Annotated in this window: 10 protein-coding genes; all 10 read left to right on the top strand. The window is 40.6% G+C overall.

From position 1 onward, the window contains the following. The first annotated feature begins 648 nt into the window (after window positions 1-648). The gene (locus AX662_RS07575; RefSeq protein ID WP_060972094.1) at window positions 649-1,608 is read left to right on the top strand and encodes a competence protein CoiA; all 960 of its coding nucleotides are present in this window, start codon (window positions 649-651) and stop codon (window positions 1,606-1,608) included. 10 nt (window positions 1,609-1,618) lie between these two features. Then, the gene (gene pepF / locus AX662_RS07580; protein WP_060972086.1) at window positions 1,619-3,424 is read left to right on the top strand and encodes an oligoendopeptidase F; all 1,806 of its coding nucleotides are present in this window, start codon (window positions 1,619-1,621) and stop codon (window positions 3,422-3,424) included. A 214-nt stretch (window positions 3,425-3,638) separates the two neighbouring features. Continuing rightward, entirely contained in the window at window positions 3,639-4,859 is a 1,221-nt protein-coding gene (locus AX662_RS07585; protein WP_060972087.1) for an L-lactate MFS transporter, read from the top strand. Between the two features lie 71 nt (window positions 4,860-4,930). Then, entirely contained in the window at window positions 4,931-5,638 is a 708-nt protein-coding gene (locus AX662_RS07590) for an O-methyltransferase (RefSeq protein WP_060972088.1), read from the top strand. 61 nt (window positions 5,639-5,699) lie between these two features. Next, window positions 5,700-6,842: a peptidyl-prolyl cis-trans isomerase gene (locus AX662_RS07595; RefSeq protein WP_014633987.1), complete on the top strand. Its 1,143-nt coding sequence runs from the start codon at window positions 5,700-5,702 to the stop codon at window positions 6,840-6,842. Between the two features lie 338 nt (window positions 6,843-7,180). Then, a complete protein-coding gene (locus tag AX662_RS07600; protein WP_060972089.1) occupies window positions 7,181-7,666 on the top strand; it encodes an LURP-one-related/scramblase family protein in 486 nt (161 codons plus the stop codon). A gap of 24 nt (window positions 7,667-7,690) precedes the next feature. Next, on the top strand, window positions 7,691-10,309 hold the full coding sequence (gene alaS / locus AX662_RS07605) for an alanine--tRNA ligase (RefSeq protein ID WP_013990152.1): 2,619 nt from the start codon (window positions 7,691-7,693) through the stop codon (window positions 10,307-10,309). A gap of 175 nt (window positions 10,310-10,484) precedes the next feature. After that, window positions 10,485-13,040, top strand: coding sequence for an SH3 domain-containing protein (locus AX662_RS07610; protein ID WP_060972090.1), 2,556 nt, complete (start codon window positions 10,485-10,487; stop codon window positions 13,038-13,040). 202 nt (window positions 13,041-13,242) lie between these two features. After that, on the top strand, window positions 13,243-13,995 hold the full coding sequence (locus AX662_RS07615; protein ID WP_060972091.1) for a response regulator transcription factor: 753 nt from the start codon (window positions 13,243-13,245) through the stop codon (window positions 13,993-13,995). A gap of 135 nt (window positions 13,996-14,130) precedes the next feature. Further along, the gene (locus tag AX662_RS07620; RefSeq protein ID WP_060972092.1) at window positions 14,131-14,688 is read left to right on the top strand and encodes a hypothetical protein; all 558 of its coding nucleotides are present in this window, start codon (window positions 14,131-14,133) and stop codon (window positions 14,686-14,688) included. The last annotated feature ends 180 nt before the right edge of the window (window positions 14,689-14,868 follow it).

Here is a 14,868-nt window from a genome sequence, read left to right on the forward strand (position 1 = left end):
GCCATTACTCTTCTAGGAAATAGTATCTTGTAAGCAGTAAGATGTTCTGCGTCAAAAAGCTAGAGGGAAAGCTTTTCAGATTGACTGACTATCAATCATAAGATACTCTTGACTAGAAACCATTTTGGACCAACACGGTTTTGCGTTTGTTGGTATTGAACTGCACCTAGGGAAATGGTGGTTCAATGTTAGTAAATAAAGACTTTACATTTCAAAAAGTCAAAAAATTGTTTTATCACAACGTGAACTCGAGGGATTAAGTTCAAGTTGAGATTCAGGAACAAAAAGGTAAGAAGCATATTGGGATGATGTTTTAGCGACGGAATTTGACTAGATGTTTGTGAGAGCATCTGTCTATGCTACATTGACTATTTTTAAAGGTCGTGTGGAATAGAAACTGTTTTCAAGATCCTGATTCCTAGGAAAGTTGGGGGATTTTCCTTTAGGTATCGAGATTATTGAAAAGAGATCAAATGGACTGAGCGGCACTTGTATCCCAAGGTAAGCAATACACCTATAAACCTAAGTTTCCATACAGCAGGGAGCAAGTTTCAGTTTGAATGGGGGACGCATCTAGAGTCATCTAGATGTTTTTTATTTTGTGAATTCTTTTGCGAATAAGTAAGAGAGTGCATGAAGGAGGGTGTCGTGTTAATTGCAAAAAATCCGGAAGGGAAATTGGTTTCAGCACTTGAAACTGAGTTAAATCGCGAGGAAACTTATTATTGTCCAGGTTGTCAAGGTAGAGTCCTATTGAGGCAGGGGCAGGTAATGTGTCCACATTTTGCTCATATATCTTTGCAAGATTGTCAGTTCTTCTCGGAGAATGAATCGGCCCAACATTTATCCCTTAAGGCAGCCTTATATAAATCTTTGGTTAATCATGGTGAAAAAGTAAGTATTGAAAAGGTTTTGTCTGAGATGGGGCAAATTGCAGATTTATTTGTTGGCGATTCCCTGGCTCTAGAAGTTCAGTGTTCTCGTTTATCCCAGCAACGTTTGAGAGAGAGGACACGCGCCTATCAGCAAGCAGGTTATGAAGTGCGTTGGCTTTTGGGGGAAGACCTATGGTTGGGACGGCGTTTAACAGACTTACAGCGGGACTTTCTCTATTTTACGGCTAATATAGGATTTCATCTATGGGAGCTTGATTGGAAGAAAGAGGAAATTAGACTTAAGTATCTTATCTATGAGGATATTTTTGGGAAAGTCTATTACTTAACTAAGATCTGGCCTTTAACCGAAAATCTGATGGCAGTTCTACGTTATCCTTATCAATCAGAAAAGGCTGAGACCTATCAAGTGACTCAGCGAAAGAAAGTCTCACATGTAATTCAACGAGAATTAATGGGGAAAAATCCAAGGTGGATGAGAAGGCAGGAAGAAGCCTATCTTAGGGGAATGAATTTGTTAAGTCTGTCTGATCAGGATTTTTTCCCACAAGTGAGATTTCCTGAATCTAAGCAAGGATTTGTCCAAATTAGACAGTCACTTGAAGGTTTTGAAAAGCTTTTTAAGAAATATTATCGAAAAAGGCATTTTTCTTATCGACAAACTCTCTACCCTCCCACCTTTTATGCTAAAATAGAAAAGAATAGACACAATTAAGGAGAATATTATGTCAGACAATCGTACTCATTTAGAAGAAAAATACACATGGGATTTGACGACCATTTTTGCGACAGATGCAGATTGGGAAACCGAATATGAAAGCACTGTTCAGGATTTGAAGAAGGCTAGTGCTTATGCAGGTCATCTCTTGGATTCTGCTAAGAACTTGCTTGAGGCAACAGAACTTTATATGAGCCTTATGCGTCGCTTGGAGAAAATCTATGTCTATGCGTCAATGAAAAATGACCAAGACACAACAGTAGGTCTGTATCAAGAGTACCAAGCAAAGGCCTCAAACCTTTATTCACAGTTGAGTGAAGCCTTTGCTTACTTTGAGCCTGAGTTTATGGCCTTGGATGCTGAAAAGTTAACAGCCTTCAAAACAGAGGAACCAGGGCTTGGACTTTATGACCACTATTTCGAACGCCTCTTGGCAAACAAGGATCACGTTCTTTCTCAAGAAGCTGAAGAACTCTTGGCAGCAGCCGGTGATATTTTCAACGGTCCAACGGATACCTTTAATGTCTTGGATAATGCTGATATCCTCTTCCCATGGGTATCAGATGGCCAAGGGGATGTGGTTGAGTTGACACATGGTAACTTTATCACCCTCATGGAATCTAAGGACCGTGACATTCGTAAGGGTGCTTATGAAGCGATGTACGGTACTTACGAGCAGTTCCAACATACCTATGCACAAACACTTCAAGGCGTTGTTAAGGTTCACAATTACCAAGCCAAAGTTCGTCACTATAATTCGGCACGTCATGCAGCACTTGCGGCTAATTTTATTCCAGAGAGTGTTTATGACTCACTCTTGGAATCAGTGAATAAGCATTTGCCACTTTTGCACCGTTACCTTGATTTGCGTAAGAAGGTCTTGGGGCTTGATGAGCTTAAGATGTATGACGTCTACACACCACTTTCTGAGACTGAAACTGCTCTTACTTATGAAGAATCCCTCAGGAAAGCAGAAGAAGTCTTGGCAATCTTTGGTGAAGAGTATAGTAAAGGGGTTCATGCAGCCTTTACGGAACGTTGGATTGACGTTCACCCTAACAAAGGAAAACGCTCAGGTGCCTACTCAGGTGGTGCCTATGATACAAATGCTTTCATGCTTTTGAACTGGCAAGACACTCTGGACAATCTCTTTACCTTGGTTCACGAGACTGGCCACAGCTTGCATTCAACGTTCACACGTCAGACACAACCATATGTTTATGGAGATTACCCAATCTTCTTGGCGGAAATTGCGTCTACAACTAATGAAAATATCTTGACAGAAACACTTCTTAAAGAAGTTAAAGACGACAAGACACGTTTTGCTATTCTTAACCACTATTTGGATGGTTTCAAGGGAACTGTCTTCCGTCAAACCCAATTTGCTGAGTTTGAACATGCTATCCATGAAGCAGATGCCTCTGGTCAAATCTTGACAGCTGACTTCATGAATAAACTTTACGCAGACCTCAATGAGAAATACTATAACCTTAAAGCTGAAGATAACTACGAAATTCAGTTTGAGTGGGAACGTATTCCGCATTTCTACATGAATTACTATGTCTACCAATACGCTACAGGGTTTGCAGCAGCAAGCTACTTAGCTGAAAAAATTGTTCACGGTACTGAGGAGGATAAAGAAGCTTACCTTACTTACCTTAAGGCGGGAAGCTCAGATTATCCTTTGGAAGTTATCAAGAAAGCTGGCGTTGATATGACCAATACCGACTACTTGGATGCTGCCTTCAAAGTTTTTGAAGACCGTCTCGTTGAATTGGAAGCCTTGGTTGAAAAAGGTGTTCACCTTTCTTAAAAAAGTCATTATACTATATGAGAGAATCATTCTAGATAAGAGTGGTTCTTTTTACATCTAAAAAACGAACGTTTACAGCATACAAGTCCTGATTGCTACGGAAAATTACTAATGAGCATATTTATAGCTCCTTGTTTATATTCATGATAGACTAAAAACCTAACGTTTTATAATTGATAAGTGAACAGTGTTCAGAAATAGAAAGTAGGTTTTTGTGAAAACAACCAATCGTTATCTTGTAGCAACGTGTGGTGTCTTACTCCATCTTATGTTGGGGTCTACCTATGCTTGGAGTATCTATCGTAATCCTATTATGGCCCAGACTGGCTGGGATCAATCTTCAGTTTCTTTTGCCTTTTCATTGGCCATCTTTTGTCTTGGTCTTTCTGCAGCCTTCATGGGACGTTTGGTTGAAAAATTTGGTCCTAGAGTGACTGGAAGTATGTCGGCTGTTCTCTATGCCGGAGGTAACATTCTAACAGGAGTTGCCATTGCTCAGGGAGAGCTGTGGATACTTTATCTTGGTTACGGTATTCTTGGTGGTCTAGGACTGGGTGTGGGGTATATTACGCCTGTTTCAACCATCATTAAGTGGTTTCCTGACAAGCGTGGGCTTGCGACTGGTCTTGCCATTATGGGCTTTGGCTTTGCATCGCTCTTGACCAGCCCTATTGCCCAATATCTGATTCAGGCACGTGGTGTTGAGCAGACCTTTTATATCTTGGGAGTTGTTTATTTTATTGTGATGCTTTTTGTCTCACAATTCATTAAACGACCAAGCTTAGAGGAAGCACAACTGTTGGCTGACAAGAGTCCAAACTGTCAGGCTGCTGATTTGAGCAAAGGGGTTACGGCTAATGAAGCTCTGAAATCGTCAACTTTCTACTGGTTATGGCTTATCTTGTTTATCAATATTTCATGTGGCTTAGCCCTTGTCTCTGCTATTTCTCCAATGGCTCAAGATATGGTTGGGATGTCAGCGGAATCAGCAGCAGTTGTTGTCGGTGTTATGGGAATCTTTAATGGTTTTGGTCGCCTTCTGTGGGCAGGCTTGTCGGATTATATTGGGCGTCCGAAGACCTTTATCCTCCTCTTTGCGGTTAATATCGTTATGGCTATCCTCCTAATTGTCCTGCAAGTTCCACTTGTCTTTGTGGTTGCGATGGCTGTTCTGATGACTTGCTACGGGGCAGGATTCTCCTTGATTCCTCCCTACCTTAGCGATATCTTTGGGGCAAAGGAATTGGCTACCCTTCATGGTTATATTCTGACTGCCTGGGCTATGGCAGCCTTGGTGGGACCAATGCTCCTGTCGGTAACCTATGAATTGACAAAATCTTACCAGATGACCTTGCTTGTTTTCATTGCTCTTTACGTGGTAGCTTTAGTTATTGCTTACCTCTTGAAAAAGAAGGTTATTCGTCAAGTAGTCTAATGATGAGGATTTGAGTTATAGATAAGAAAAATCTCTAGCACTCGCTAGGGATTTTTTATATAATAAAACACATGGTTAAATCATATAGTAAAAACGCAAATCACAACATGCGTCGCCCAGTAGTAAACAAGGATATCGTGGATTACATGCGAACGCATCTTCAGGAAAATAAAGGGCATTTGGCTGAGCTGGAGGCCTTTGCTCGTAAGGAAAATATTCCAATTATCCAGCACGAAGTTGTTGCTTATTTCCGATTTTTGTTACAGATCTTGCAGCCTAAGAAAATCCTTGAGGTAGGAACTGCTATTGGTTTTTCAGCTCTTCTTATGGCTGAGTACGCCCCTGATGCTCAGATTACGACGGTTGATCGTAATGAAGAAATGATTGGCTTTGCCAAGGAAAATCTAGCCAAGTATGACAGTCGCAAACAAATTACCTTAGTTGAAGGTGATGCAGCAGAAGTTTTGCAAGATTTGGACACTGATTATGATTTTGTCTTTATGGACTCAGCCAAGTCTAAATATATCGTCTTTCTGCCTGAAATCCTAAAACGTCTCAAGGTAGGTGGTGTCATTGTCTTTGATGATATCTTCCAAGGGGGGGATATTGCCAAAGACATCATGGAGGTTCGTCGTGGTCAGCGTACGATTTACCGTGGTTTGCATCGTCTTTTTGATGCGACCTTAGATAACCCTGGTTTGACTGCTAGTTTGGTACCTATGAGTGACGGACTTCTTATGCTTCGGAAAAATTCTGAAAATATTATCTTGCCAGATTAAGCATTATTTAAGTAAGTGTGGTATAATAACAAAGATATTGACAATTTAAGGAGTAAATAGAATGGCTAAAGAAAATGAAAACCTTGAGTCAACAGAAGAAACTGTTGAAGAGGTTGTAGCAGACAAAGACGCAGAACAAGAGCATCTTGATCGCCAAAAAGAAGAAGAGGAAAGCATCGCCCTCGCCAGTGAAAAAGCGAAAGAAAAAGCAAAACGTGCTAAAACTAAAAAGACACGTGATGCTGGTAAACCAAGCTCAGGTGGTCGCTTCCTTGGAGGTCTTGCCCTTGTAGCTGTTTCAGCTCTCGTTGGTGCAGGTGCTATGTATGTTTCTCTAGGTAACAAAACAACTGAAGAAACAACTTTGGTATCTATGAAAGGTGATACTGTTACTGTTGGTGATGTTTTTGATTCACTTAAAGGTAGCAGCCAAACACAACAAAGTGTTTTGAGTGCAACTTTGCAAAAGGCTCTTGAAAAAGAATATGGTAGCAAGGTCAGCAAAGAAGACGTTGACAAAGCTTATAAGCAAGCTTCAGAACAATACGGAGATCAATTCTCACAAGTACTTGCAGCCTATGGTCAAACAGAAGAGTCATACCGTAATCAAATCCGTACACAAAAATTGGTTGAGTATGCTGTTAACCAAGCCGCACAAAAAGATTTGACGGAAGCAAATTACAAGGCTGCCTATGATAACTACACACCAAATACAGAGGTGCAAGTGGTTTCAACTACTGATAAAGCAGTGGCAGATAAAGTAGACTCTGAAGCTAAGGCAGAAGGAGCAGATTTCTCACAAGTAGCTAAAGATAACAGCTTGGAAGTGACTTCTAAGACAGTTAACTCAGCTTCTCAAGACTTCCCAGCAGATGTTTTGACAGCAGCCTTCAAACAAGATGCTAATGCCGTTTCTGACGTGGTGACTGTTTCAAACAGCTCAACTGGTGCTGCGACTTACTACATCGTCAAAACTGTTTCAAAATCTGAGAAAAATGCAGATTGGAAAAACTATAAGGATGATTTGACTAAGGTTATCATCAATGGTAAGAAATCTGATACTAACTTTACTAACTCAGTGATTGCTAAGGTCCTTAAGAAATATAATGTTAAAGTTGTAGACAAGGCCTTTAGCGCAATTCTTGACCAGTATGTGACTGGTTCTGGGGCTTCATCAAGTTCATCATCAAGCTCTAGCAAATAAATCACAAGATAGAGTTGATAATGCTATTATCAGCTTGACCTAAGACCTAAAACACGTTAAAATGGAGAGTGGCTGAAAGTTCTAATATCATGACATTTTTAGCCTTCCCTTTGAGATTGGTAATCATCGCTTCTGATACAGAAAAATGGCGGTCGCTGCGAGCCATGGACGAATCTGGTTACTTGCTACTCAAAGTTCACAATTAAAGACAAATAAGAATGACAAGTTCATTGAATGAAGGTGGTACCGCGGTTCACGTCGCCCTTCGTTTAGTGGTCTTGTCTTTTATTCTTTGGGTATTTTCTGAATGAAATGTATGACAATATTGGAGGTAGCGTATGAAAACCTATTTTGTCAAACAGAAGTTTCGATTGGGTGGTGAACGCTTTGATATCAAGGATGATCAAGGTAGAGTTGCCTACCAGGTCGAAGGATCCTTTTTTAAGATTCCAAAGACCTTTACGATTTTTGGCGAGAATGGTCGTGAGATCAGTCATATCACCAAGGAGCCTATTAGTCTCTTACCCAAATTTACGGTGGATTTACAGGATGGTTCGAGTTTTTACATTCGTAAAAAATTAACCTTTCTTCGTGATAAGTATGATGTCGATAATCTTGGCTTGCGAATAGAGGGGAATATTTGGGACCTGGATTTTCAACTGCTTAATAGTCAAAATCAGGTAGTTGCTAGGATTCAAAAGGAACTCTTCCATCTAACATCGACCTATACTGTTACCGTTTATGAAAATACTTATGCCGATTTAGCCATTTCCCTATGTGTCGCTATTGACTATGTGGAAATGCTCGAGAATAGCTCAAAATAAGAAACAATTGATTAAGGAGAAACAATGAAACAACTTACTTCAGCACAAATTCGTCAAATGTGGCTTGATTTCTGGAAATCAAAAGGTCACGCTGTTGAACCATCAGCTAACTTGGTTCCAGTTAACGACCCAACCCTTCTTTGGATTAACTCAGGGGTTGCCACTTTGAAAAAATACTTTGATGGCTCAGTAATTCCTGAAAATCCACGTATCACTAACTCACAAAAGGCTATCCGTACTAACGATATCGAAAACGTTGGTAAGACAGCTCGTCACCATACAATGTTTGAAATGCTTGGTAACTTCTCAGTTGGTGACTACTTCCGTGATGAAGCTATTGAGTGGGGTTATGAGCTTTTGACAAGCCCAGAGTGGTTTGATTTTCCAAAAGACAAACTTTACATGACTTACTATCCAGATGATAAAGATTCATACAACCGTTGGATTGCCTGCGGTGTTGAACCAAGTCATTTGATTCCAATTGAAGATAACTTCTGGGAAATCGGTGCTGGACCTTCAGGACCAGATACTGAAATCTTCTTTGACCGTGGCGAAGACTTTGACCCTGATAATATTGGTATCCGTTTGCTTGAAGAAGATATTGAAAACGATCGTTACATTGAAATTTGGAACATCGTTTTGTCACAATTCAACGCAGATCCAGCTGTTCCACGTTCAGAATACAAAGAACTTCCTAATAAAAACATTGATACGGGCGCAGGTCTTGAACGTCTTGTAGCTGTAATGCAAGGGGCTAAAACAAACTTTGAAACTGACCTCTTCATGCCTATCATTCGTGAAATCGAAAAAATGTCTGGTAAAACTTATGATCCAGATGGTGACACAATGAGCTTCAAGGTCATCGCTGACCACATCCGTTCATTGGCATTTGCCATTGGTGACGGTGCCCTTCCAGGTAATGAAGGTCGTGGTTATGTCCTTCGTCGTCTTCTCCGTCGTGCCGTAATGCACGGCCGTCGTCTTGGCATTTCTGATGCTTTCTTGTACAAACTTGTTCCAACTGTTGGTCAAATCATGGAAAGCTATTACCCAGAAGTTCTTGAGAAGAAAGACTTTATCGAAAAAATCGTTAAACGTGAAGAAGAAACTTTTGCACGTACCATCGATGCAGGTTCAAGCATGCTTGACGAGCTTCTTGCTAACCTTAAGAAATCTGGTAAAGATACGCTTGAAGGTAAAGACATCTTTAAACTTTACGATACTTATGGATTCCCAGTGGAATTGACAGAAGAGTTGGCTGAAGATGAAGGCTTCAAGATTGACCATGAAGGCTTCAAAGCTGCCATGAAAGAACAACAAGAACGTGCGCGTGCTAGCGTGGTTAAAGGTGGTTCTATGGGTATGCAAAATGAAACCCTTGCCAACATCACTGAACCATCTGAGTTCTTGTATGAAGCGGAAACTGCCGAAAGCCGTTTGAGCGTCATCGTTGCTGACGATGCTCGTCATGATAGTGTTAACTCTGGTCAAGCACTCCTTGTCTTTGAACAAACACCATTCTACGCTGAAATGGGTGGACAAGTAGCAGACCACGGTACGATCTCAGATGCAGCTGGTACAGTCGTTGCACGTGTGGTTGATGTTCAACGTGCACCAAATGGACAAGCGCTTCACACTGTTGAAGTTGAGGGTGAACTTGTTGTAGGAGCTAACTACAAACTTGAAATTGACCACACACGTCGTCACCGTGTCATGAAGAACCACACAGCGACTCACCTCTTGCACGCTGCCCTTCATAACATCGTCGGTGATCATGCTGTTCAAGCCGGTTCTCTTAATGAACAAGAATTCTTGCGTTTCGACTTCACTCACTTTGAGGCTGTAACTCCAGAAGAATTGCGTGCTATCGAAGAACAAGTTAACGAAGAAATCTGGAAAGCTACTCCAGTAACAACTATTGAAACAGACATTGACACTGCTAAATCAATGGGAGCTATGGCCCTCTTTGGTGAAAAATATGGTAAGAATGTTCGTGTCGTTTCAATCGGTGATTACTCTGTTGAGCTTTGTGGTGGTACGCACGTTGCCAACACTGCTGAAATCGGTATGTTCAAGATTGTCAAAGAAGAAGGTATCGGTTCAGGAACACGTCGTATCTTGGCAGTGACATCACGTGAAGCTTACCTTGCTTACCGTGAAGAAGAAGATGCCCTCAAAGCAATCGCAGCAACACTTAAGGCACCACAATTGAAAGAAGTGCCTAACAAGGTTGCCAGCCTTCAAGAGCAATTGCATGCCCTTCAAAAAGAAAATGCTGCGCTTAAAGAAAAGGCAGCTGCAGCTGCAGCTGGTGACGTCTTCAAAGATGTTAAAGAAGCTAACGGTGTTCGTTACATTGCTAGCCAAGTAGAAGTTTCTGATGCAGGTGCCCTTCGTACCTTCGCGGACCAATGGAAACAAGCAGACTACTCTGACGTCCTTGTCCTTGCAGCTCACATTGGCGAAAAAGTTAATGTTCTTGTAGCAAGCAAGTCTAAAGATGTTCACGCTGGTAATGTTATCAAGGTTCTTGCACCAATCGTATCAGGTCGTGGTGGTGGTAAACCAGATATGGCCATGGCCGGTGGTAGCGATGCCAATGGTATCCAAGATCTTCTTTCAGCAGTAGCAGAACAGCTCTAAGATGTGATACAATAAAAGTAACTTGAAAAGGTAGGATGAAAATCCTATCTTTTTTCTTTAAAAACTTTAGTAATAATATTGAAATAATTGTAAAAAATATTCCAAAGGGGTATAATAGAAATATGAAAACGGTTCCAATGTTTATCAAACAGCCTAGAAAGTGAGAGTGATCAAAATGAGAAAGGCATATGTTGTTAAGGAACGTCAACGTTACTCAATTCGTAAATATTCTTTTGGAGCTGCATCAGTCTTGATTGGTGCGAGCTTGATGCTTGGTGGACATGCTTTGGCTCAGGAACAAGCCAACAGCACGAGTACCAGCAAGGATTATGAAGTTTTTGTAAATAATTCTGAACCACTTCAAATCGACCAGGCAACTTCAGAAGCTGTTACCGATGTCCTCAATCAACCAGCTTCAAGATCTGAAGCGCCAAGACCTAAGCTTGCTAGCAGTGAGGTTGCCTCTTCTGAAGCTAATAGTGTAGTGGCTAGCGAGGCTGCTTCTTTGGAAGTACCGGCAGAGGTTGCTCATTCTGCATCTGCTGTTGCTACTGTTTCTAGATCAGAAGTGGCTAGCCCACGTTCTGAAGTGTCATCAGTAGCTAGCTCTGAAGTAGCAAGTGAGACTAACCGTTCAGCAACTTCAGAAGTAGCAGAAGCTAGAGTTACTGACCGTGAAGCTGTGGATACTCCTCAACCTGGTGTGGATGGTCCAGTGACTGCTGATGGTTCTCTTGATATTCCATCAAACGGTACCTATTATTTCCGTCGCACAACAGAAATTCGTACTGCACCAATCATGGATATCAAACCTACCTTCGTCTTTAGTGCAGGTGACCATGTTATCTATGATAAGGTCTTGAAGAGAGATAATCACCAATGGATTTCTTACATTGGTTACGATTATGAACGCTACTACGCTGATATCGCAGCTTTGAAGGCTGAAAATACTAGTAGCAACACTGAAGCGACTAGAGATGAAACCATCCCTGAACGTGGTACTTATTACTTCACTAAACCTGCAGATGTGAAGAACCAACCTAGCTTGACTGCTAAGACTGAGTTCAATTTTGATCCAGGTATGTCAGTCAACTACGATAGATCTTTGCTTGCTGACAACCACCGTTGGATTTCTTATGTGTCATACAATGGTACTCGTCGTTACGTCGATCTAGGTGGTGCAGCAGAGGCTGTAGCTAAACCAAGAGGGGATATTGCTATTGAAAGCCATGATAATGGTGACTTTAGTGTGGTTATCAGTAATGTTTCAGATCAAAACGGTGTCCTTGGGGTATCTGTTCCAATCTGGTCTGAAAAGAATGGTCAAGATGACATCATCTGGTACAATGCGACTCGTCTTAACAATGGTAACTACAAGGTTAACGTCAGTCTAACTGACCACAAGAATGAACGTGGTCTCTACAATGTTCATCTTTACTATGTTGAAACTAATGGTAAATTAGTTGGTGTGGGTGGCACAACTTACACAGTTCCTGCCAAAGTTGAAGAAACTCATACGACTACTAGCTATAGCCTTCCTGATGCAGGAACTTACACCTTCAAAGAACGTTCTAGCATCAAGGCAGAACCTCGTGTGGCAAGTCCAGAGTTGGCCTACTACGATGCTGGCATGTCAGTCAACTACGACAAGATTGTCAGTGGTGATGGTTACCAATGGCTTTCTTACCTCAGCTACAATGGCAACCGCCGTTATGTTGCCGTGGCTAAACTTGCTCAACAAGAAAGCAAACCAAGTGGCACTATCAATATTGAAAATCTCTCTAACCTTGGTTTCGACGTTCATATCACTAATGTTTCTGGTGGTGACAAGGCTATCCAAGGTGTGAGTGTTCCAGTTTGGACAACTAAAGACGGCCAAGATGATCTTGTATGGCACCAAGCTGACAGACAAAGTGATGGTAGCTACAAGGTTCGCATCAATGTTAGCGACCATAAGGCCGAAGCAGGCGAATACATTGTTCATCTCTACTATGTTCAAGATGGTAAAATGGTAGGTATCGGTGGCACTAGCACAACTGTTCCAGTTCAAAATGCAACCCGCCACAACCTTCCAGCTTCAGGTTCATACACCTTTACCGCTCGAACTGGTATCAAGACTCAACCTTTGGTAGCCAACCCAGATGTTAGCTACTATGATTCAGGCATGTCAGTCAACTATGACAAGGTTGTCAATAATGACGGCTATACATGGCTTTCTTACCTCAGCTATTCAGGACATCGTTTCTATGTGGCTATCGCACCAACGAGTGTGACTAAACCTGTAGAACAACCTGTTCAACCAAGCACACCATCATCTGGTACCTATACTTTCAAAGAACGCTCTAGCATTAAAGCAGAACCAAGTGTAGCTAGTCCAGAGTTGGCCTACTATGATGCTGGTATGTCCGTTAACTATGACAGATTGGTGACTGCAGATGGTCATACATGGCTCTCTTATGTTAGCCATGGAGGTAACCGACGTTATGTTGCTATTGATGGTAAGGCAACAGCAGTTGCTCAACCAGCAAGTCCAAGTCTAGCTGCAACTGGCACTTATACCTTTACCAAACCTAGCTCTATCAAAGCTCAACCAAGTGTTGCTAGTCCAGAGTTAGCTTACTATGATAAAGGCATGTCCGTTCGCTATGACAAGGTCCTTACAGCCGATGGACACACATGGTTATCTTATATGACTTATAGCGGTGCAAGACGCTATGTGGATATTTCTTAAGAGTTGTAACATCACTCTCTTTTGAGGGTGGTGTTTTTTTAGTTTCAAGAGTTGAATCAATATATTGTTCAATATGCTTTAGAAACATTTGCTGTAAATTAGCGAAAGTTGTAAAATCAAGGTGAAAGTATAGGATTCGTTCTATGAGTAACTAGCATCTTAAGTTATAGAATAAGGATGTTGTAATTAGAGGTGTTCAATTATGTTAGATATTTTTGTTTTAGAAGAAGATTATTTTCAACAAGTTCGTCTTGAGGATGCTATCCATAAGTCTAAACAAATATATATTTTAAGAATTGGGAAGGTCGATTTATACGATAAACCCAATCAATTATTAGAGTGTATTACGGAAAGGGGTTCGCACTTACTATTTTTTCTAGATATTGGATCTGATAGTGATATCGAAGGGGGAATATTGGTTGCTCAACAGATACGTAAGCGAGATCCTTATGCTAGTATTGTTTTCATCACAGCACATCCCGAACTCTTACCATCAACTTTTCAGTATCGCTTAGCTGCACTTGATTTTATTGACAAGAATTTGCCTGATATTGAATATGAAGATAGGATTATTTCTGACATTGGATTAGCACTTTCTAAAAATGGTCTGAGCCAAATAGAGTGTGCTTTTACTATAGATACAAAGAATGCAACTATACAAGTTCCTTTTCATAAGATACTCTATTTTGAAACATCTCCAACAGTTCATAAGGTGATTCTTCATACAACAGAAGAGCAAATTGAGTTCTATGGTCAATTGTCAAAAATTGTGAAACAAGATTGCAGACTGTATAAATGCCATAAATCATTTGTTGTAAATCCCGAAAACATTGTGAGATTGGACAAAGAGTTAGGTGTTATTTATTTTGAAAACGGAGAGTCATGCTTGGTTTCAAAAGCTAAACAAAAAGAGATTGTTGCTAAGATGCTTGTTCCAAAAAACATGGCAGTTTGATGTACATAGTATTTTTGTTTTAAAATGTTATTTTCTGATTATGACGAAAAAACGACTGTTTATGACTTCAATGAAAAATTTAGCTGTATTTGTATTATAATAACCTGGTAAATTATCAGAAAAGGAATCTCACTCATGAAAAATACAAGTAAACTCATTGGTATTCTATCAGCTCTAATTGTAGTTATCCTTGCTGTCTTTTTGGTGACTAAGTTTAATAGTCATGAGTCGGCGCGTGTTAGCACAAGTAGTAGCCCAGCCAAGACGGTCAAGAAATCATCTTCAAGCTCAAGTAAAGTTGTTAAGAAGGATAAGAAATCAGCTCAATCATCAACTTCAGCAGTTTCAAATGAAGAAAATGACAATCAGGCCTCAGCAGTAGCACCTAAGGCTTCTTCTCAAGAACAAGCTCAAGTAGGTACTACAGATGGCGGACAAGTGGCTGAAGCAGCAACACCAGCTTCTCAAGTTGAAGGTGGTCAAGGTGCTTGGACAGCTACTTCTGGAACATTGACACTTGATGCGGAAACACCTGTCTATGCTGCGCCAGATAAAGACAGTGGAGCTGTTTCTAAACTTCCTGCAGGGGATGTTGATTGGGACAAATATGAAATTTTACCTGATGGAAACTGGTATAGTTTTGTTAAGGATGGTCAACGATACTACATTTCATATTCAGATGTAGGACATTGATAAAAGGTTCAAAAATGAAACATGATGGCATTTAAAGCTGTCGTGTTTTTACTTTATTTTCCATTTTTTTGGAAAAACAACGAATATATAAGTATAATCAGTCATTTTCCGATTATGACAAAAATTGGACAGTTTATGATTTAGGTGTGAACAAGTCAAATAAATTTGGTATACTAATGG

This window comes from Streptococcus sp. CCH5-D3, assembly GCF_001556435.1.
Taxonomy (GTDB): domain Bacteria; phylum Bacillota; class Bacilli; order Lactobacillales; family Streptococcaceae; genus Streptococcus.